Source organism: Pedobacter jeongneungensis (assembly GCF_000633455.1).
Lineage (GTDB): Bacteria > Bacteroidota > Bacteroidia > Sphingobacteriales > Sphingobacteriaceae > Pedobacter > Pedobacter jeongneungensis_A.
This window is the reverse complement of sequence record NZ_AYMG01000024.1, coordinates 1-21,596: the sequence shown is the minus strand read 5'-3', so window position 1 is coordinate 21,596 and position 21,596 is coordinate 1. Positions and strand designations below refer to the sequence as shown.

The following is a 21,596-nucleotide window of genomic DNA, read 5'->3' as shown; positions in this document are numbered from 1 at the left end:
GATAGTTCATAGCCAACAGTAACCAGCAATTGCTAAAATATGCACCCTATACAAATGAACTAATGACGATTGAACAATTGAACTACTTTATTATAACCGATTGCAAAGGTATGCACCCTATACAAATGAACTAATGACGAATGAACCAATGAACACTTATAACTAAAAAAATGCTAATTTTGCACCATGAATAAAGTCGGGAAAGCTATTTTAAACTATTTGATTAAAGGTTTACTAATTGTTGTGCCCATTGCAGTGAGTATTTTTATTGTGGTTTGGGCAGTTACAACCGTTGATAGCTGGTTAAACGTAAACAATATCTTAGGTGTAAACCCACGTACAGGCGAAAGTCGCAATATTCCAGGTTTAGGTTTGCTGACTGTTTTAACCATTATTTTACTTGCCGGTATTTTTGTAACCAATTTGGTAACCGAACCGATGTACAACTGGTTCCAGCGGATGATGCAACGGTTGCCTTTGCTTAACTTCATTTATTCATCTATAAAAGACTTAACAGAAGCTTTTGTAGGCGACGAGAAGAAATTTAACCATCCTGTGTTGGTAGAAGTGGAAGGGGGATTAAAAAAAATTGGTTTTTTAACACAGAATGACCTGCATAAACTCGATCTGCCTGATGAAGTAGCCGTATATTTTCCACTTTCTTACTCCTTTGCTGGTCAGCTTTGTATTGTAAAAAGAGATAAGGTTGCTGATTTAAACATGACTGCGGCCGACGCCATGAAACTGGTGGTAAGCGGTGGTGTAAGCGGACTTTAACACCTTTAAAATGATTACGATTTACCATAATAACCGCTGTACCAAAAGCCGCTGTGCTTTAGAAGAACTCGAAAAAAGCGGAAAAGATTTCGAAGTCGTTTATTATCTGGAAACACCTCCCGGCAAAGCTGAAATGAAAGAGATTATCGCGAAATTGGGTCTTAAACCATTAGAATTGATCCGTAAAGGTGAAAAGGTATTTATAGAAAATTATAAAGGAAAAAGCCTAAGTGACGAAGAATGGATTGATGCGATGATCGCTCATCCCATTTTAATCGAGAGACCAATTGTTATTTCTGAAAACAAAGCGGTAATAGCCAGACCGACCGAAAAGATTAAAGAGATTTTGGGTTAACCCAATCGTCATTTCGAGCAGACCCGATAGCTATCGGGTGCAACGCAGTCGAGATGACGGATCTTTTTATAGTTAAAAAATACTTTTAAAAGTAAGCATACAGAATATTAAGATGATAAGGCCAAAAAGCAACCTCGAATAATATTCCCTTATAAAGAGGCCGCATAGAACCAGCATGTCATCATCTATATTGGTATGGATCAATCCACTTCCTGCTGAAGCATTAAAAAGGATCTGTTTATCTTTGTGGTTATTTAACGACCAGCGGCTTAACCAGCTATTTTGGTAGCTCCAATCGAAAGTTTCGCCGGAAACAAAGGCGATTTTAGCTTTAAAACCCAGCCAATCGTATGTAATTACCGCTAAAACCGTATTTTTATTATCAATGATTTTGGTTTCCGGTTTAGAAAAGCCCTCGCTTTTTAACAGATAAATGCCTGCCTGGGTTGTTGCAATTGCCGTATTTTTCCACGAACCAAAATTGATTGAAAATTTTAAATATCCGTTATTTATTACCTGATAATTGCTATCAAATAAACCTTTTCTCCAATTTAATACCTGTTCCATCTCACAAAAGGGTTTAATTTATTTCTAATGACCGCTAATTGATATCGTTATAATGGGCATAAAGCAAGCAACAAGTACAATAGCACGTTTGTTGTAAATTTGTTTAATAAATAAGCCTGCAATAATCAATAATTCATTGTCTGTATCAGAAGAGATTGCGCCACTGTTACTACTTGCGCTATAAGTAATATGTGCGTCTTTATAGTTGCTTACTGTAAACTGCGATTTCCATATACCTGCTGATTTCCATTCGTACTGCTCGCCTGACTTTAAGCTGATAACCGCTTTCGATTTCCAGCTATCGTAAGTAATAATTGCAACCACTTCATGGGTTTTCCTGTCGATTACATTGGTTTGTGATTGCCAGAAACCCACATTCGAGAAAAAATAGTTTTTATCTTCGAACATGCTTTCTGCATCGCTTCTCCAGGTTTCGAAAGTGATCATGCCTTTTTGAACACCATCTGCAAAAAGCTGAAAGTTTCCGCTAAGCCAATTACTTCTCCAATTGATAAATCTCGACATATTAATGCGTTTTAATTTAGATAGCAGTTGGTTGAAGTTGTTACACAAAAAAAGTGCTTATTGTTTGTAAGCACTTTTTTAGTTATCAATTACCATTTTGCAATTTTCAGTTAACCGATTTAAACAATTAACCAGTTAACCATACTAATGAACCAATGACAAATGAACTATTGAACCAACCTAGAAATTCGGTTTAAGTACATACTTATCGTAGAAACGGAAAATATGCTCTGCAGCTTCTTCTGCGGTATCTACCAACCTGAAAAGGTTTAAATCTTCTTCATGGATATTATGTTCTTTCTGCAACATTGTTTCTTTAATCCAGTCAATTAATCCACCCCAATAATCAACACCAACCAATACAATTGGGAAACGTGCAATTTTTCCGGTCTGGATTAAGGTTAAAGCTTCGAAAAGTTCATCCATGGTACCAAAACCACCTGGTAAAACCACAAAACCCTGACTGTATTTCATGAACATCACTTTACGTACAAAGAAATAATCAAACTCCAGTAATTTATTATGATCGATGTATTTATTGTGGAACTGCTCAAATGGCAATTCGATATTTAAACCAACCGATTTACCACCATTGGTATGCGCACCTTTGTTACCGGCCTCCATAATACCCGGGCCACCTCCAGTAATTACACCATAACCGCGATCGGTTAGTAATTTACCGCATTGCTCTGCCAATTGATAATATCTATGCGTTTGAGCTGTACGGGCAGATCCGTAAATGGTAACACATGGGCCAATTTTAGCCAGTTTTTCAAAGCCATCAACAAATTCGGCCATGATTTTAAAAATTTGCCAGGAATCGGTTACTTTTATTTCCTGCCAGTCTTTGTTTTCGAAAGCACTTCTAATTTTTTCTTCACTCGTCATATACTGTTATTCTAATATTAAAATTTGGTTTGCGCATCAGTTTTTTTGCTGATGAACAACAAGCCTATAAATGTGATTAAACCGTTAATTAAAATCAGTTCAACACTAAAAACGTAACCTCCCAATAAAGTGGTCGAATTCGTCGCAAGCAAGTAACATAAAAAAGGTGATAATAAGCAAACTATCGGCACTAATTTATCATGAAGTCCGCGTTTTTTTACAAATAATCCAAAACTATACAGACCTAAAAGCGGTCCGTAGGTATATGAGGCAATCAAGAAAATCAAACTGACTACAGATGAGTTATTCAAGGAGTTAATTACGATAATCACCAGAAACATCAAAATCGAAAAGGCGACGTGTACGGTGTGGCGCTTTTTTACAGCGTCTGTAGCATTTACATTTTCTGCTTTGTCCATTCCTAAAAAGTCGACACAAAATGACGTGGTTAAAGCCGTTAGGGCCGAATCGGTTGTGGCGAAGGTGGCCGCGGTTAAACCCAGCATAAAGATGATAGCCGGTATAGCCCCCAGGTTGTTTAAAGCAATTTCGGGGAATAATAAATCTGTTCTCGGTTTACCGGTAATGTGATCTAAAGGAATATCGATGCCGTTTTTTGCAGCGAAAATGTACAGTAATGCACCTACACTTAAAAAGAAAACATTTAAGATCACAAATACACCCGTAAAGGTAAACATGTTTTTTTGTGCTTCTTTAATGGTGCCCATGCTGAGATTTTTCTGCATCAGATCCTGGTCTAAACCCGTCATGGCAATGGTTACAAAAATACCGCCGATAAACTGTTTACTGAAATAAAATTTATTCGTCAGGAAATCATCTAAAAAGAATATTTTGGAATAACTGCTGTTTTTGACGGTCTCAAAGGCCTGTGGAATATTGAAATTTAAGCTGTTGCATATGAAATAAATCGTCAGGAAAACCGATAAAACCAGAAAAAACGTCTGCAAGGTATCCGTAATAATAATGGTTTTTAATCCGCCTTTAAAAGTGTACGACCATATCAATGCCAGTGAAATCAATACGGTTAACCAGAACGGAATACCATAATTATCGAATATAAAACGCTGTAAAACAATTACTACCAAATATAATCTTGTCGCTGAACCCAATGTACGGCTCAATAAAAATATAGAGGCTGCAGTTTTATAACTATAATGACCTAATCTCCTTTCTATATAACTATAAATCGAAGTGAGGTTCATTCTATAGTAAAGCGGGAGTAAAACCGTGGCAATAATGATAAAACCAACTGCATTGCCGAGCACAAACTGAAAATACTGAAACTGATTTCCGCTGGGTGCGCCAACTTCACCCGGTACGGATATAAAGGTAACACCTGAAAGTGCGGTTCCGATCATTCCAAAGGCAACCAAGTACCATTTAGAATTCCGGTTGGCAACAAAGAAGGTCGAATTATCGGATGAGTTTTTTGAGGTTACAAATGAAATAATGATCAGCAGTAAAAAGTAACCGATCAGGAAACACAATAGGATGGTTGGAGACATAGTTTCGTATTAAGCTGATAAATGTAAGAAATTCGAATTTAAAGTCAATAGGTTTTGCTATTTGGTTGATGGCCTATGGTTCAATGGTTAATAGCCGATTTGCATAAGCATGGTGCTCTAGGCAAACAGACTATCGAACTAATAAGTAATTTAACCATAAACAACTAAGCCATTAACCATGAATTATCATACCATTAACTATTTGACCAATGAACCAGTATCCAGTTTTCAGTTGGCAGTTACCATTGGCTATGAACTATCAACCATTAAACTATTGACCAATGAACTAATGACTATTGAACCAATGAACGATTTTACCTATTTTTGTACCATGAATTTTTCATCCAAACTGCTCGAAGATGCGGTAAACGAATTCTCGAAACTTCCTGGTGTAGGGCAAAAAACAGCTTTACGTTTGGTTTTACATCTATTAAATAAAGAACAGGAGGAGGTAAACCAGTTTGGCAATACATTTATCAAATTAAAACAGCAGATTAAACATTGCACCACCTGCCATAACATTTCTGATTATACGGTGTGCGAAATCTGTACTTCGATTAAACGCGATAAAGAAACCATCTGTGTGGTAGAAGATACCCGCGATGTAATGGCGATCGAAAATACCGGACAATACTTTGGAGTTTATCATGTTTTAGGTGGATTAATTTCGCCGATGGATGGTGTGGGTCCGTCTGATTTGTTTATTGATGGATTGGTGGCTCGAATGGTGGCAGGAGGCATTAAAGAAGTGATTTTGGCTTTAAGTCCCAATATGGAAGGCGATACCACTTTGTTTTACCTGTACAAAAGGCTGAAAGAATTCAATGTTCCGGTAACCACCATTGCCCGTGGAATTGCCTTTGGCGGCGAACTCGAATATACCGACGAAATTACACTAGGCCGATCCATCATTACCCGAGTGCCTTACGAAACCGCAATGATGAAATAGTGATAATATAACCTATAACAAATTACAATAAAGCAGTATCAAATCTTGATATTAAATACTTGCTACTTAATACTTGCTACTACAAATGGACCTAAAAAATAAAGTAATCATCATCACCGGGGCATCAAGCGGAATTGGAAAAGCCTGTGCCGAAGAATTTGCAAAACGTGGTGCCAATCTGGTTTTAGCTGCCCGCCAATATGTAACCCTTTGCGAAATCACTGCCGATCTGGAGAAAAAGCATGGCATCAGGGCTGTAGCGGTTCAGGCTGATGTAAGTAAAGAAGCAGATTGCGAATTGATTATCAAACAAGCTTTAGTATCCTTTCAAAAGATCGATATTTTGGTAAATAATGCCGGATTATCGATGCGTGCGTTATTTAACGATCTGGATTTATCGGTACTTAAAAACCTGATGGATGTAAACTTTTGGGGAACGGTGTACTGCACCAAATATGCTTTACCCGAGATTTTAAAAACAAAAGGAACAGTGGTTGGCGTTTCATCAATTGCTGGTTTTCGAGGTTTGCCAGGCAGAACCGGTTATTCAGCTTCGAAATTTGCAATGAACGGTTTTATGGAATCTTTACGTACCGAACTGCTAAAAACAGGTGTAAATGTGCTGTTAGCTTGTCCTGGTTTTACCGCCTCGAACATCCGCGTAACTGCTCTTTCAAAAGATGGCGCTGCTCATGGCGAAACCAGCATGGATGAAGGTAAAATGATGTCATCAGAAGAAGTGGCGAGCATTATTGCCGATGGTATCGAACAACGCAAACGTACCTTAATTATGACGGGACAGGGTAAATTAGCTGTTTGGATGAATAAACTCTTTCCTGCATTTGTAGATAAAAAGGTATTTGATTTGTTTGCGAAAGAGAAAAATCCACTGATTAAAGCTTAAGGTAGAAGGTTTAAGGCGTAAGGTTTAAGAGCCGAAGTTAATAATGTCTTGATACTAAATACTCGCTTCTTGATACTCTTAAAGAAATCCACACCTACAACAATTTCGTTTATTTAGGCTGAGATGATAAACCTTTTTTATGTACAAATTCCATGTTTTATTAATGCTTTTGTTCCAAACGATACTTTCTTCTGCACAGGTTAAAAAAGTAAAAAACATAAACTACGCAGGCAATACCGACGAAGCCAATACGCTGAATATTTTTTACAAAAACGACAGTATCAAAAATAAACCTGTTTTAATATTCATTCACGGTGGCTCCTGGAGCAGTGGCAAAAAGGAAACTTATTGGTGGCTGGGCAGGAATTTCGCACGGAAAGGCGTGGTTACCGTTATTATCAATTATCGCTTAGCGCCAGATGTTCAGTATGAAAAAATGGGCGATGATTGTGCTTTGGCTGTAAAGTGGGTACAAGCGCATATAGCAGATTATACGGCAAGTAAGGAAAAGATTTTTGTAATGGGGCATTCTGCCGGGGCGCATTTGGGCGAACTGATTAATGCAGATCCTAAATATTTTAAAAAAGCCGGCATTAATAATCCAATTAAAGGTGTAATTCTAGATGATCCTTTTGGTTTGGACATGAAGGAATATTTAAGCACGGCCGAAAAAGATCATTTTTATTTCGATTTCATCAGAACTTTTACCGATCAGCCTGCGGTTTGGAAAGTAGCTTCGCCATTGGATTACGTCAATAACATCAAAAATCCGCACCTGCTTTTTTATGGAAGTAAAACTTATGGCGCCATTAAATTGCAAACACCAAGGTTATACGAAAAGCTTAAAGCAAACAATGTTCCCGTTGAAATAAAGGAGATTAAGGGCAAAAGCCACGTACCGATGATCAGTCAGATGATTTTTGGCGGGAATCAATTGTATAAGGATATTGTAGGTTTTATAGGGCTTTAATTAACACCCCGTCCTGCGGACACCTCTCTGGGAGAGGGGAATACAAATCGGATAAAAGCTGTGAGGGGGTGGTTCTTTGTTAATGCACTAACCCATGTTTCATTAAAACCGACAATAGCGAAAATCCTTTTTGTTTGCAGCAGCCTTAAATATCCTGTCATGCTGAGGTACGAAGCATCTGCAAGCTATGAAACAGATCCTTAATGCCTCAGGATGACAAAACCACAAAAAGATTGCAGCGTATGGCGGGACTATCACATCCAATTAGCACCGAACCTTGCTTTCCAAAAAAATAAACCTTTTTAAAGACAGAAAATCTTTATACCGTCGGCGTAATCTTATCCAGCTTACTATAATCCATCACCATTTTGCCTTCTTCGTTATGGTAATACATTTTATCAAACTTAGCATCCATTTCTATCTCCTCATCCTGATAACTCGTTCTGGTATGGATCGTCTGCGAAAAAGTATCATCAAAAGCTTTAAGGATCACAAAAACTTCTACCTCTGCCTGTTGTAACTCCGTTAACGATTTTTCGTAAAACGGACTTTCTTCGGTAATGGCGTGTACTAAAGTCCAGTTTAAAGATAAGATGCCAATTTTATTGCGCTCTAAAGCCAAAGGATAAAACTTTCTAACATGTTTGCCATCAACGGTTTCATTGTACGACATCACCATCTGCACTTCAACCTCGATGAGCTGGTTGCGGCGTAAATTAACCAAACGGCACATCAAACCATGACCTTTTTCGTAAGGAGCAATCACCATTTTTTTACTGAAACTCACCTTAGAAGTAGGGCGACTGAAACGGCCATACAACAGTCCGGTAGCCAGAGCAAATGCCAGCAAACCCAGCATGCTTTCGAAAGCGGCAAGCACACTGGTAATAAAACCCTGTGGAGAAATGTGGCCATAACCTACCGTAGAAATGGTTTGGGCAGAAAAGAAAAAGGCATCAAAAAACTGATCGCGCAGGGTTACACCTTTGGCGCCATCTAAATTTTCTATTCCTACAAGATTATATAAAACCGCAAAAATGGTATTTACTACCAGGTAGGCGAGAAGAATCACAAAGAAAAACCGTGTCCAGCTCATGGTAACCAAACGGGTGTAGGTATCATCGAACTTAAACCAGGGCAGGCCAGTACGCTCGATATTTGCAGAACCATCGGGGTTAAGCATACGCTGATTTTTGGTAACCGGATTGGATCCGAAACCGAAATCATCATTAAACTGTACTTTTCTTTTAAAGAAAGCCATATATTTTTAGAAAGATTTTGGAATATTAAAAAACTATATCAATATTTGCTTTATACAAACATGATAATTAAAAACTTAAATAACAATTGGTGGTGGCATAACGAAATTCGTTAGGCAAATTCTATTGTTATATATTTTAAAATATTTTAAACACAACGAAGAGGATTGCCCAAAAAGCAATCCTTTTTTTATGCCTTCCCCTCCCGTGGAGGGGTGTCCGCAGGACGGGGGTGGTTAAAAAGTAGGAGTAATACCAACGCCCTGGTTCGTGTCTCCACGAACAGGAATAAACATAATGGTTTGTGGAGACACAAACCATGGCGCAAAATAAAGAGATAATGAAAAATGAGCCACAGATGTACACAGATACACACAGATTTTTATCCGTGTTCATCCTTTTCATCTGGGGTTAAATAACATTGCAATAACCATCGCCACGGTTCGTGGAGACACGAGCCGGAATAAATATAAATGGTTTGTGGAGACACAAACCATGGCGCAAGATTGAATATAAAACATGAAAAAGATATTAAACCATTTATTCGAGAACAAGAGTTTTAGCAGGGAAGAAGCAAAGAACATTTTAATCTCCATTTCAGAAGGAGCTTTTAATTCTTCGCAGATTGCTGCTTTTATTACTGCTTATGCCATGCGTAACATTACGGTACAGGAGTTACAGGGCTTCCGTGATGCGATGTTGGATATGTGTGTAAAGGTTAATTTATCGGGTTACGAACTGATAGATCTTTGTGGCACCGGTGGAGACGGTAAGGATACGTTCAACATTTCTACCCTATCATCTTTTGTTGTGGCCGGCGCTGGTCATCCGGTAGCTAAGCATGGTAATTACGGAGTTTCATCAGGCTGCGGATCTTCAAATGTAATGGAGTATCTGGGTTATACTTTTACCAATGACGAAGGCACTTTAAAACGCAATTTGGATAAAGCCGGGATTTGTTTTCTGCATGCACCGCTGTTTAACCCTGCAATGAAAATTGTAGCCCCGATTCGTAAGGAATTGGGCGTGAAAACGTTTTTTAATATGCTGGGCCCAATGGTTAACCCGGGACAGCCAAAATACCAGATGGTGGGGGTATTTAGCCTGGAGCTGGCCCGTTTATATGCTTATTTATATCAGGATACCGATAAAAGTTATACCATCGTGCATGCGCTCGAGGGGTATGATGAAGTTTCATTAACCTGCGATGTGAAAACCTTTTCGAACAAGGGCGAACAGATTTTAACGCTTGACGATATGGGCTTTGAAAAAGTGGATGTAAACGCGATTAAAGGTGGCGATACGGTAGAATCATCAGCCAAAATATTTATGGATGTGTTAAACGGCGAAGCCACCGATGTGCAAAACAATGTCGTGTTGTGCAATTCAGCATTAGCTATCAAAACGATCAAACCTGAACTTTCTTTTGCCGATTGTTTCTATGAAGCAGAAGAATCTTTAATGAGCAAAAAAGCATTAAATAGTTTCAAAAACCTATTGGCATGTTAAAGTTAAAAGTTTGTGGAATGCGTTTAGCTGCGAATATTGCTGCGGTGGCAGAATTGCAGCCAGATTATTTGGGCTTTATTTTTTATGAAAAATCACCCAGGTTAATCAGTGAGGTTTCTGCAGAATTGATCAAATACATTCCCTCAGAAATTAAAACTGTTGGTGTTTTTGTAAATGAAGACCTTGAAAAAGTAAGAGATAAAGTAAACTTACTGAAGTTAAAAGCTGTTCAGTTACATGGAAGTGAGTCTCCGGAGTATTGTGCTGCGTTAAAATCAAGTTTCAATACGGTAGAAGTGATCAAAGCTTTTGGAATAGATGAGGATTTTGATTTTTCAACTTTAGAGCCTTATTTAAATGTAGCAGACTATTTTCTTTTCGATACCAAAACAAAAGCACATGGGGGGTCGGGAAAAACATTCAATTGGTTTGTTTTAGACCGATATACTTACCCCAAACCCTACTTTTTAAGCGGTGGAATTGATTTAGAACATACCACAGCGATAAAAAGCATAAACGATGAACGATTATATGCATTGGATATCAATAGCCGTTTCGAAACTGAGCCAGGCCTGAAGGATGCAGCGAAAATTAAAGAATTTATAAAAGAAATAAATAAATAGACTGTCATACTGAGGTACGAAGTATCTGCAAGCGACGAAGAACTGCTGCTAATATTTAACAGATTCTTCGTTCCTCAGAATGACAAAATTTACGGATATGAAATACAAAGTAAACGAAAAAGGATATTATGGAGATTTCGGCGGTGCTTACATCCCCGAAATGCTTTATCCAAACGTAGAAGAATTGCGTCAAAACTATTTAAAGATTATTGATGATGCCGATTTTCAAAAGGAATTTCATCAGTTATTAAAGGATTATGTTGGCCGTCCTTCGCCACTATACCTGGCTAAAAGATATTCGGAACGTTACGGTGCCAATATTTTCTTAAAAAGAGAAGATTTAAACCATACTGGCGCGCACAAGATCAATAACACCATCGGGCAGATTTTATTGGCCGAAAAACTGGGCAAAAAAAGGATTATTGCCGAAACGGGCGCGGGTCAGCATGGGGTAGCTACTGCCACGGTTTGTGCACTGCGTAACCTGGAATGTGTAATTTACATGGGCGAGGTTGATATCGAGCGACAGGCACCGAATGTTGCCCGTATGAAAATGCTGGGTGCAAAGGTTGTTCCCGCTAGTTCTGGAAGTAAAACCTTAAAAGACGCCACTAACGAGGCCATGCGCGACTGGATCAATAATCCGGTTGATACGCATTATATTATCGGTTCGGTAGTGGGTCCACACCCTTACCCTGATATGGTGGCGATTTTCCAATCGATTATCTCCGAAGAAACCAAAAAACAATTGTCAGAGCAAACCGGTAGCGATCAGCCTGATTATGTTTTGGCCTGTGTAGGTGGTGGAAGTAACGCTATGGGCATGTTCTACCATTTTATGGATAACGAAAATGTTAAACTGATTGCTGTTGAAGCAGCTGGAAAAGGGGTATCGAGTGGATTTTCTGCCGCAACCACTTATCTGGGTAAAGAAGGTGTTTTACACGGTAGCAGAAGTATTTTGATGCAAACACCGGACGGGCAGGTTGTAGAGCCACACTCAGTTTCTGCAGGATTGGATTATCCGGGCATTGGTCCACAGCATGCACATTTGTTTAAAACCGGTCGCGGACAATATGTTTCTATCACTGATGAAGAAAGTTTAGATGCGGGTTTACTTTGTACGCAACTGGAGGGGATTATCCCGGCCATTGAAAGCGCGCACGCCTTAGCTTACTTAGAAAAAATGGAATTTAAAGGTGGCGAAAACGTAGTGGTTTGCCTTTCAGGCCGTGGCGACAAGGATTTAGATACCTATATAAAATATTTTAATCTATAGATAGATTTGAGAAGTGAGATATGAGACAGTAGATTTCCTTGTTAGGTCATCAATCTCAAATCTCACATCTCCAATTTCACATCTCAAAAGAATATGAACAGAATTAAACAACTCTTCCAGGAGAAGAAAAATATATTATCAATTTATTATACCGCTGGTTATCCAAATACTGGCGATACTTTACAAATTGCGGAGGCATTGGAGAAATCAGGCGCCGATATGCTCGAAATCGGCTTCCCTTATTCCGATCCTGTTGCCGATGGACCGGTAATTCAGGCCAGTAGCAAACAATCATTGGATCAGGGCATGACGCTTAAGCTGCTTTTCGAACAGTTGAAAGATTTGCGCAAAAAAGTAAGTATTCCTGTTTTATTAATGGGATATGTAAATCCTGTTTTGCAGTTTGGTGTAGAAAAATTCTGCGAAGCCTGTGCCGAAGTAGGGGTAGATGGTTGTATCGTTCCCGATCTGCCAATGGTAGAGTATGAGGAGTTTTATAAAGATTGCTTCGAAAAACATCACCTGAGCAATGTATTTTTAATTACCCCACAAACGGCAGAAGAACGCATCCATAAAATTGATGGTTTAACCAATGGCTTTATCTATCTGTTATCATCATCAGCTACCACTGGTAAAAACCTCGAGGTTGGTGATACCACCGAAGCTTATTTCAGCAGGATCAAAAACCTAAACCTGAAGAACCCAACCATGATCGGTTTCGGGATTAGTGATAAACAAACTTTCGATAAGGCCTGCTCATATGCCAACGGAGCAATTATCGGTACAGCATTCGTTAAAGCCATCGCTGATGGAAATTTAAAAGAAAGTGTGAGTACGTTTACGAAGAAGTTTAAAGCTTAATCATTTACCAATAAGGCACGAAGACACCAAGAAATGCGCTTTGTGCTCTTTGTGTCTTAGCGGTTAGTCCTTTCTAGGCTACATCGTCATTCCCAACTTGATTGGGAATCGTAATGCCATAGTACGGTTTACTAGTCGCATTAAGATTCCCGCCTGTGCGGGAAAGACGACCGTTTTTAGTAATCTTATTACTATAAGTATAGCGATCGGAGTATGATTGCCTGCCTGTTTCAGGTAGACTTTGTGCATCAAAATGGCGGAAATTTTCGTACATTAGTCTCATTAAAATCTCTTTATAAAATATTCCCCAAACAGAACTCCGTTCTGAAATTCCCTTATCCATCCGATAACGGGAATTAAACCATTATTTTCTAAAATTTTATAAAGAAACATCATGCAAGATTTAAAAATTGCTTTAATCGGTGCTACAGGTAAGGCTGGTACTTATATTCTAAAAGCGTTATTGGCGCACAAATTCAGGGTAAAAGCCCTTGTTAGAGATTCAGGGAAACTTCAGGCTAATCACACTTCGCTAGAAATTATAACAGGTGATGTTAGTAATACTGAAACGGTACATGCTTTTATAAAAGATTGTGAAGTAGTTGTAAGCGCATTGGGAATGGGACAGCCGGCCAGTGAAAAAACAATTTTTACGCAATCAGCAGCTAATATATTAATGGCAATGAAAACTTTTGGGCTGAAACGTTATATCGTGCTAACAGGTATTAATGTAGATACGCCTTTTGATGAAAAAGATATCAAAACCAAATTTGCTACCCAATGGATGTACGAGAATTACCCAATTTCGACAGCTGATCGGCAAAAAGAGTATGATATACTGAAAGAAAGTGATCTGGATTGGACTTTGATCCGGTTACCCTTAATCATACAAACCGATGAGCGTACACCTGTAGGAGTAAGCTTAGCGAATTGTGATGGTGATCAGATTAATGCAGTGAACATTGCCCGGTTTATTGTTGAACAATTAGGGGAGGAGACCTTTATCAAACAGGCACCTTTTATCTGGAATAGTTAGGTTGTTTTACCACTAAGACACGAAGGCACCAAGTATTATCTGCTTTGTGTTCTTTGTGACTTGGTGGTTAGTCATTTCTAGGCTTAATCGTTATTCCCAACTTGATTGGGAATCGTAATGCCATAGTACGGTTTACTAGTCGCATTAAGATTTCTGCCTGCGCGGGAAAGACGACCGTTTTTGGCAATCTTACTATAAGGTTATGCGATCGCAATGATGATACTTTGAATAAATCTATCTATTCACCCAATCCCCATAACTCATTTCAAATTTCACTTCCCCTTTATTTACCAAACCTACTTTTTTCCAGCCTTGCCTGGTATAAAATTCTTCTGCACGGGTATTGGGTGATGTGCCCAACCATACTGGCGCTTTAGTCAGCTCAAAATACCAATCCATCATCAAGCGGTGCAGTTCTTTGCCAATGCCTTTGCCCTCAAACTCGGGGCGAACGAAGAGCGCCCAGATGTTGTGTTCTTTTAGATCTACAATGGAGAAACCCACAACTTCTGCATTTACTTCGCAAACCCACCCTTTGCCACGTTACATCGTCATTGCGAGGAGGTACGACGAAGCAATCTTTCATGCTAGTGATCCTGCCAGAGAGATTGCTTCGTCGGCTGAAAAAGCCTTCTCGCAATGACGATAATTTATGCAGGATCGGACAAAATGTTCTCTTTTACGGTATGCCTGACAATTTGCATAGCAGGTATGTCAGTTATTTTTGCAGGGCGGAAAATCATTTTCTATATTTTCTTATAAACTTAAAGTATTTTAAAATCTTCGTTTAAACACTTTAAAGCTTGATTATCAGCTGTAAAACTAAGCAATAAAATGTTTATGACAAATGAATGATTGTCAATTCTGGAATTGGTTCTACATTTGCTTAACGGTGTTAGATTATTTACACCTTATATTCCAATCATGGGAAGTAAAGAAAGAATTCTACGTTTAAAAGATGAAACCAGAACAAAAATTCTGGATGCTGCCTTGAACATTGTTCAAACAGAAGGCTGGCAGGCATTGAGTATGCGTAAAATTGCCGACCAGATTGAATATACTGCACCAATTATTTACGAATACTTTTCCAACAAAGACGGCATCTTACTGGAACTCACCAGAAGAGGATATCTGATGTTAGCCAAAGATATCCGCGAAGCCAGGGATAAATACGAATCAGCAGAAGATAAAATGGAAGCCATGTGGATTGCCTACTGGAACTTCGCCTTTGCCCACAAAGAATTTTATCAGCTGATGTACGGTGTAGATATGGTTTGTTGTACCGTTAAAAATTCAATGCCCGAAGCCGAAAACGTAGGTAGTATGTTGGGCGATGTAATTGAATCTTTATTCGAGAAAAAGCCAGTATCTGATGATGATATCTGTATGAAGTATTATACCTATTGGTCTATCATTCATGGCTTAATTTCCATCAATCTGGTCCGTCCGAATGGGAGAACAACAGACGAACTTAACCAGCAAATTTTAAAAGATGCCATTAAAGGCATTACGTTATCTATTAACAGTTAGAATATTTTTTTTACACAATAATTTAACACTGTTAGATTATTTATACACTATAATCCAATTAAATTTAATCATATGAAGTCTCTACATCGCTTGTATCCATTACTTAACACCGTTAAATGGTTTAATGGTATTAAATCATTGTTAACAATTTCTCTTTTATCTATAATTTTGGTTAGCTGTAAATCATCTCCTGAGCAATCAGCTGCTGCACCACCACCACCGGTTTTACCTGTAAGCTCGATTAACGCAAGCACAGAAACCACATTTGTCGACTATCCGGCCTCCATTCAAGGCGCAGTTGATATTGATGTTCGTCCGCAGGTGAGTGGTTACTTACAAAGCGTGCTGGTTAACGAAGGTGCCTATGTAACAGCAGGCCAAACCTTATTTAAAATTAACGAAAACCCTTTCCGTGAGGCATTAAACAACGCTAAAGCAAGTTTACATGCTGCAGAAGCAGCCATCTTAAACGCACAGTTAGAAGTGGATAAGTTAACACCACTTGTACAAAATAAGGTCGTTTCCGATATTCAGTTAAAAACAGCGAAAACAGCTTACAAAATTGCACAGGCAAACGCCGAACAGGCTAAAGCAAGTGTAGCTTCGGCACAGATCAACTTAGGTTATACCAATGTTAAGGCTACGGTAAGTGGTTACATTGGCCGTATCCCGAAGAAACAGGGAAGTTTGGTTTCGCCAACTGATCAGATTGCTTTAACACAGTTATCTGATATCCACGAAGTACACGTTTATTTCTCACTTGCAGAAAACGACTTCAACAACTTTAATGCAAACTACCCGGGTAAAACGCCAGCCGACAGGATTAAACATTTACCAGCGGTTGAACTTTTATTGTCTGATAACACGGTTTATCCGGTTAAAGGTAAAATCGACATGATTGATGGTCAGTTTGATAAAAACACCGGTGCCATTACTTTAAGGGCAAGTTTTCCTAACGCAAGTGGTGTGCTTCGCTCTGGTAATACTGGTAAAATCCACTTAGGCTTGCAGCATAATGACGCCATTCTGGTTCCTCAATCGGCAACGGTAGAAATGCAGGATAAAGTGTTTGTATTTACCGTAGGCGACAGCAGTAAGGTGAAAAAACAAGCCATTACCATTGTTGGTAAAGCCGGCGAAAATTACCTGGTTAATGCCGGGGTAAAAGTTGGCGACCAGATCGTGTTAAGCGGCATTGATAAATTACAGGAAGGCATGGTGATCCAGCCTCAAAAAGCAGCAGATAAAGTAGCTGTTGCAAAATCAAAAAAATAATAAACAATTAAAGTTTAAGAAGTCATGTTTCAGAAATTTATAGACAGGCCTGTACTTTCGACTGTTATTTCCATCTTATTGGTGATAGTTGGTATACTGGGTTTAACAAAGCTGCCCTTAGAGCGCTTTCCAAATATCGCACCTCCGTCGGTATTGGTAACTGCGGTGTACCCGGGGGCGAATGCCGAAACGATTTTACGTTCGGTAACTCCATCATTGGAGGAAGCCATTAATGGTGTGGAGAACATGACCTACATGACCTCCAGCGCCAGTAACGATGGTACCTTAGCCATTACAGTTTATTTTCAACAAGGTACCAACCCCGATCAGGCAGCTGTTAACGTGCAAAACCGTGTTTCGCAGGCCACCAGCCAATTGCCAGCTGAGGTTGTACAATATGGTATCACCACTACTAAACAGCAAAACAGCTTTATTGGTGCGATTGGTGTTTACTCGGAAGATCCCAAAAAATACGATGCCGTTTTTGTCAATAACTATGCACAGATCAATATCATTCCCGAGCTTAAACGTATCCCGGGTGTAGGTTCGGCCAGCGTATTTGGTGGTATTAAAGATTATTCGATGCGTATCTGGTTAAATCCAAGTCAATTGGCCACTTACAAAATTACACCGAACGAAGTGATCACAGCCATTCAGGACAAAAACCTTGAGGCGGCGCCAGGTAGGGTTGGAGAACGTAGTAATGAGGCTTTTGAATACATTATTAAATATAAAGGCAAGCTTACCAAACCAGAAGAATATCAAAATATCGCGATCCGTTCTAATTCAGATGGTTCTATATTACGTTTAAAAGATGTAGCCCGTGTTGAACTGGGTGCTTACAGTTATGGTAGTGTAAACCGTTTAAACGGACATGATGGTATTACGATTGGTGTAATTCAGTTATCAGGCTCTAATGCCAACGAAATCCAGATTGCCATTGATAAATTATTGGCAAAACTATCAAAAGATTTCCCGGCAGGTATTAAATACAATCAGTTTTACCGTACCAAAACCGATTTGGACGAATCCATCAATCAGGTGGAGCATACTTTAATCGAAGCCTTCTTACTGGTATTTATCGTAGTATTTATCTTCCTTCAGGATTTCAGGTCTACCTTAATTCCGGCTATTGCAGTTCCGGTTGCGATTATCGGTACCTTCTTCTTTATGCAGTTGTTCGGCTTCTCGGTTAACCTTTTAACCCTGTTCGCCCTCGTACTGGCCATAGGTATTGTGGTGGATGATGCGATTGTGGTGGTGGAAGCGGTGCATGCCAAAATGGAGGAAGACCCTACGCTTACGCCGAAAGCGGCAACTACCCAGGCGATGAATGAAATTACCGGGGCCATTATATCCATTACCCTGGTGATGGCGGCAGTATTTTTACCAGTTGGTTTCATGACGGGCTCAACAGGTATATTTTACAAACAGTTTGCCTTAACCATGGCCATCGCCATCATTATATCGGCTGTTAACGCCTTAACTTTAAGTCCTGCATTGGCGGCCTTATTCTTAAAGAACAAACACGCTGAAGGTGCACACGGACACAAATCGCCTAAAAAAGGCTTTGTCGATAAGTTTTATGCAGGCTTCAACGGTGGCTTCAATTATATGACCAACCGTTATATTGGTGGCTTAAAAGTGCTTATCCGTAATAAATGGATCAGCATGGCCGGGCTTGCCTTAATCGTGGCGGTTACCGTTCTTCTGGTAAGCAAAACAAAAACAGGATTTATTCCAACAGAGGATCAGGGTTTTGTGGCCATTGCAGTTGCCAGTCCATCGGGAACCTCATTAGCCAATACCAATAAAATATTAAAACAGGCTGAAGAAGAGTTGAGGGCGATGCCATCGGCAAGATTCGTGATGTCGCTTGCAGGTTATAACTTTTTAACCGCATCCAACAGTCCGTCAGCTGGTCAGATTTTCTTATTGTTAAAACCAAACGACGAAAGAGGAGCGGTAAAAAATATCGATGAAATCCAGAATATCGTAAGGGCTAAAATGGCGGCTATATCTGCCGGTACCTTCTTTGTATTCAGTTTTCCAACCGTTCCGGGCTTTAGTAATGTGGAGGCCATGAACGTGATGTTACAGGATAAAACGAATGGCAGACTGGATAAATTTAGTGGTGTAGCGAATAACTTTATCGGTAAGTTAATGGCGAAACCGGCAATTGCTTATGCTTTTACTTCTTATAAAGCCGATTATCCGCAGTTACAACTGGATGTTAACGACGAAAAGGCCGATCAGTTGGGCGTAAGTAAAAAAGATATCTTGCAAACCATGCAGACTTATTTTGGTACGGCGCAGGCCTCAGATTTTAACCGCTTTGGTAAATACTACCGTGTAGTGGTTCAGGCTGATGTGGCCGACAGAACGGATCCTGCCAGTATCGACCGTGTGTTTGTGAAAAACAAAGCAGGAGAAAGCGTGCCAATCAGTACCCTGGTTAAATTAACCCGTGTGTATGGTTCGGAAACGGCTTCGCGTTATAACCTGTTTAACTCGATCGAGGTAAATGCGATCCCTAAACCAGGTTTCAGTTCTGGTGATGCGATTAAAGCGATAGAAGAAACGGCCAGAGAACAGTTGCCAACTGGTTATGCTTATGAATTCTCGGGACAAACACGTGAAGAAATTTCTTCAGGAGGACAATCGACGGTGATATTCCTGCTTTGTCTGGTATTTGTGTACTTTTTATTATCAGCACAGTACGAGAGTTACATCCTGCCATTGGCGGTAATCTTATCGATCCCTACAGGTGTATTCGGTGTGTTTGTGGTATTGGGTTTAACTGGTATCGAAAACAATATTTATGTACAGGTAGCACTGATTATGCTGATCGGTTTGCTGGCTAAAAACGCGATCCTGATTGTAGAGTTTGCGGTGCAGCGACGAAAGGCAGGACTTAGTTTGGTTGATTCGGCTATAGAAGCTGCCCGATTAAGGATCAGACCAATCATTATGACATCACTTGCCTTTGTGTTTGGTTTATTCCCGATGAGTATTGCAACTGGTCCATCTGCACAGGGTAACCACTCCATCAGTATCGGTGCCGCAGGCGGTATGGTATCTGGTGTAATATTAGGTTTATTTATCATTCCGGTACTTTTTGTCATCTTTCAGGCTTTACAGGAAAAAATATCAAAAAAATCATCAAATGAGGTTGTTCAACATCATGAAGAACCTGTTAATAATCATGCAGTTTATGAAACGGTTTAATATAGTTACCATCCTGCTCCTTGCATTAATCTGGAGCGGATGTTCGGTTTCGAAAGATACAGCTTTGCCTAATGTTGTGCCAGGCTTATTCAGAAACACCACACCACGAGATTCTTCGAGCATCGGCACGATGCCCCTAAAGAGTTTTATTAACGACCTTACTGTTCAGAATTTAATTGATACAGCTTTGGTTAAAAATTACGATATGCAAATTGCATTGAAAAATATCGATGCAGCTGAAGTATTGTTCAAACAATCAAAATTGGGTTATTTACCTGAATTGAAATTACAGGTGGCGGCAAGTACCAGCCGCCCAAGTGATAACAGTTTAAATGGTTTAAGCCTGAACCAGTTTACAAATTCTACACACATCGAAGATTACAGTGCTAATCTGGGTGTGTTTTGGGAAGCTGATATCTGGGGTAAAATCCGTAATCAAAAAGCTGGCGCTTTAGCCAGTTTTTTGCAGACTGAGGAAGCGCGTAAAGCCGTTCAAACGCGTTTGGTTGCCAATGTTGCACAAGGTTATTACAACCTGTTGATGCTTGATGCGCAACTGGAAATTGCTAAAAAGAACTTAAAACTAAACGATAGTACTTTAAGGATTATCAATTTACAGTTTGATGCAGGTCAGGTTACTTCGTTAGCGATACAGCAGGCGCAGGCACAGCAGTTAAATGCGGCACAGCTGATCCCTCGTTTGGAGCAAAATGTAACCTTACAGGAAAATGCTTTAAGTGTATTGATCGGTACCTTACCAAAAGCAATTAATCGTGAGAGCCGTTTAGATAAAATGGTGATTCCGCAGGATTTAAACGCAGGTTTTCCATCAGCAATGTTAAGCCGCAGACCGGATATTAAAAGTGCAGAACTGGCGCTAAGTGTGGCCAATGCAAAGGTTGGTGTCGCGAAAGCGAGTTTGTATCCATCATTGGTGATTACGGCTAGCGGTGGGGTAAACTCTTTTAAAGCGAGCAACTGGTTTAATGTACCGGCATCTTTATTCGGTTTGGTTTCGGGTGGAATTACACAGCCTATTTTTCAGAGAGGTCAGTTAAAGAGCAATTTAGAACTGGCTAAAATTGACCGCGAAAAAACAGTGATTCAGTTCCGTCAGTCGGTATTGAATGCAGTTGGCGAAGTATCTGATGAATTAACGAAAGTAGAGAAGTTAAAAGCACAATACGACATTGCTGAAAGAAGGGCACAGACTTTACAACAAGCTTCTAAAAACGCAAGTTTGTTGTTTAAAAGTGGCATGGCTAACTACCTGGAGGTAATTACGGCACAAGGCAATTTGTTGCAAAGTGAACTGGAATTGGCTTCGATTAAAACAGAGCAGTTAAATGCTGTGGTAGGCTTGTACCGCTCGTTAGGCGGCGGCTGGAATTAATTTGCAGAAACCTATAAGGCTTGTAAAAGGCTTTATAGGTTTGTGTATAAATTTAGCACCAGGGGCGCGATGTTCCTGGTGTTTTTTTGTTTTCCTGTCATCCTGAGTGCCTACTCTGTCATTGCGAGGAGGCTTTTTCAGC

Annotated in this window: 20 protein-coding genes and 1 pseudogene; 14 read left to right on the top strand and 7 right to left on the bottom strand. The window is 39.6% G+C overall.

Features of this window, described 5'->3' with window-relative positions; genetic code table 11:
• The first annotated feature begins 186 nt into the window (after positions 1–186).
• Positions 187–777: a DUF502 domain-containing protein gene (locus U859_RS0121305; protein WP_025145323.1), complete on the top strand. Its 591-nt coding sequence runs from the start codon at positions 187–189 to the stop codon at positions 775–777.
• A 10-nt stretch (positions 778–787) separates the two neighbouring features.
• Positions 788–1,132, top strand: coding sequence for an arsenate reductase (glutaredoxin) (gene arsC / locus U859_RS0121300; protein ID WP_025145322.1), 345 nt, complete (start codon positions 788–790; stop codon positions 1,130–1,132).
• A 72-nt stretch (positions 1,133–1,204) separates the two neighbouring features.
• On the opposite strand, the gene U859_RS0121295 is transcribed toward arsC, so the two are convergent.
• From U859_RS0121295 to U859_RS0121280, 4 genes are all read right to left on the bottom strand, one after another.
• Positions 1,205–1,699 carry a hypothetical protein gene (locus U859_RS0121295; RefSeq protein ID WP_025145321.1) on the bottom strand — a complete coding sequence of 165 codons (495 nt, stop codon included), beginning with the start codon at positions 1,697–1,699 and terminating at the stop codon, positions 1,205–1,207.
• Positions 1,700–1,723: 24 nt separating this feature from the next.
• Positions 1,724–2,224 carry a hypothetical protein gene (locus tag U859_RS0121290; RefSeq protein WP_025145320.1) on the bottom strand — a complete coding sequence of 167 codons (501 nt, stop codon included), beginning with the start codon at positions 2,222–2,224 and terminating at the stop codon, positions 1,724–1,726.
• Between the two features lie 180 nt (positions 2,225–2,404).
• Positions 2,405–3,112: a TIGR00730 family Rossman fold protein gene (locus U859_RS0121285; protein WP_025145319.1), complete on the bottom strand. Its 708-nt coding sequence runs from the start codon at positions 3,110–3,112 to the stop codon at positions 2,405–2,407.
• A 17-nt stretch (positions 3,113–3,129) separates the two neighbouring features.
• Entirely contained in the window at positions 3,130–4,638 is a 1,509-nt protein-coding gene (locus U859_RS0121280; RefSeq protein ID WP_025145318.1) for a sodium:solute symporter, read from the bottom strand.
• 331 nt (positions 4,639–4,969) lie between these two features.
• Between U859_RS0121280 and recR the strand changes: the two genes are divergently transcribed.
• The 3 genes from recR to U859_RS0121265 all read left to right on the top strand — a co-directional run bounded on the left by recR (position 4,970) and on the right by U859_RS0121265 (position 7,461).
• Positions 4,970–5,587: a recombination mediator RecR gene (gene recR / locus U859_RS0121275; RefSeq protein ID WP_025145317.1), complete on the top strand. Its 618-nt coding sequence runs from the start codon at positions 4,970–4,972 to the stop codon at positions 5,585–5,587.
• A gap of 85 nt (positions 5,588–5,672) precedes the next feature.
• A complete protein-coding gene (locus U859_RS0121270; RefSeq protein ID WP_025145316.1) occupies positions 5,673–6,491 on the top strand; it encodes an SDR family oxidoreductase in 819 nt (272 codons plus the stop codon).
• Positions 6,492–6,630: 139 nt separating this feature from the next.
• A complete protein-coding gene (locus U859_RS0121265; RefSeq protein ID WP_025145315.1) occupies positions 6,631–7,461 on the top strand; it encodes an alpha/beta hydrolase in 831 nt (276 codons plus the stop codon).
• A gap of 319 nt (positions 7,462–7,780) precedes the next feature.
• Here U859_RS0121265 and U859_RS0121260 read toward each other — a convergent pair whose 3' ends face one another.
• Positions 7,781–8,722, bottom strand: a complete 942-nt coding sequence (locus tag U859_RS0121260; protein ID WP_025145314.1) for an ion channel — start codon at positions 8,720–8,722, stop codon at positions 7,781–7,783.
• Positions 8,723–9,239: 517 nt separating this feature from the next.
• On the opposite strand from U859_RS0121260, the gene trpD reads away from it, so the two are divergent.
• The 4 genes from trpD (at position 9,240) to trpA (ending at position 12,992) form a co-directional block, all read left to right on the top strand.
• On the top strand, positions 9,240–10,229 hold the full coding sequence (gene trpD, locus U859_RS0121255) for an anthranilate phosphoribosyltransferase (protein WP_025145313.1): 990 nt from the start codon (positions 9,240–9,242) through the stop codon (positions 10,227–10,229).
• Entirely contained in the window at positions 10,223–10,852 is a 630-nt protein-coding gene (locus tag U859_RS0121250) for a phosphoribosylanthranilate isomerase (protein WP_051584748.1), read from the top strand. Before trpD ends, U859_RS0121250 begins: the two co-directional genes overlap by 7 nt.
• A 97-nt stretch (positions 10,853–10,949) precedes the next feature.
• Positions 10,950–12,131, top strand: coding sequence for a tryptophan synthase subunit beta (gene trpB / locus U859_RS0121245; protein ID WP_025145311.1), 1,182 nt, complete (start codon positions 10,950–10,952; stop codon positions 12,129–12,131).
• Positions 12,132–12,224: 93 nt separating this feature from the next.
• On the top strand, positions 12,225–12,992 hold the full coding sequence (gene trpA / locus U859_RS0121240; protein WP_025145310.1) for a tryptophan synthase subunit alpha: 768 nt from the start codon (positions 12,225–12,227) through the stop codon (positions 12,990–12,992).
• A 73-nt stretch (positions 12,993–13,065) separates the two neighbouring features.
• On the opposite strand, the gene U859_RS0121235 is transcribed toward trpA, so the two are convergent.
• A complete protein-coding gene (locus tag U859_RS0121235; protein ID WP_025145309.1) occupies positions 13,066–13,335 on the bottom strand; it encodes a hypothetical protein in 270 nt (89 codons plus the stop codon).
• Positions 13,336–13,386: 51 nt separating this feature from the next.
• Here U859_RS0121235 and U859_RS0121230 point away from each other — a divergent pair, with 51 nt between their 5' ends.
• Positions 13,387–14,028, top strand: a complete 642-nt coding sequence (locus tag U859_RS0121230) for an NAD(P)-dependent oxidoreductase (protein ID WP_025145308.1) — start codon at positions 13,387–13,389, stop codon at positions 14,026–14,028.
• Positions 14,029–14,262: 234 nt separating this feature from the next.
• On the opposite strand, the pseudogene U859_RS0121225 reads toward U859_RS0121230, so the two are convergent.
• Positions 14,263–14,553, bottom strand: a pseudogene (locus tag U859_RS0121225) (GNAT family N-acetyltransferase); the annotation flags it as partial.
• Between the two features lie 399 nt (positions 14,554–14,952).
• Between U859_RS0121225 and U859_RS0121220 the strand changes: the two are divergent.
• From U859_RS0121220 to U859_RS0121205, 4 genes are all read left to right on the top strand, one after another.
• Complete coding sequence (locus tag U859_RS0121220) at positions 14,953–15,558, top strand: TetR/AcrR family transcriptional regulator (protein WP_025145307.1); 606 nt, start codon at positions 14,953–14,955, stop codon at positions 15,556–15,558.
• Between the two features lie 72 nt (positions 15,559–15,630).
• Positions 15,631–16,833, top strand: a complete 1,203-nt coding sequence (locus tag U859_RS0121215; RefSeq protein ID WP_025145306.1) for an efflux RND transporter periplasmic adaptor subunit — start codon at positions 15,631–15,633, stop codon at positions 16,831–16,833.
• A 24-nt stretch (positions 16,834–16,857) separates the two neighbouring features.
• The gene (locus U859_RS0121210; RefSeq protein WP_025145305.1) at positions 16,858–20,061 is read left to right on the top strand and encodes an efflux RND transporter permease subunit; all 3,204 of its coding nucleotides are present in this window, start codon (positions 16,858–16,860) and stop codon (positions 20,059–20,061) included.
• On the top strand, positions 20,048–21,454 hold the full coding sequence (locus U859_RS0121205; RefSeq protein ID WP_025145304.1) for a TolC family protein: 1,407 nt from the start codon (positions 20,048–20,050) through the stop codon (positions 21,452–21,454). Before U859_RS0121210 ends, U859_RS0121205 begins: the two co-directional genes overlap by 14 nt.
• Positions 21,455–21,596 lie beyond the last annotated feature (142 nt).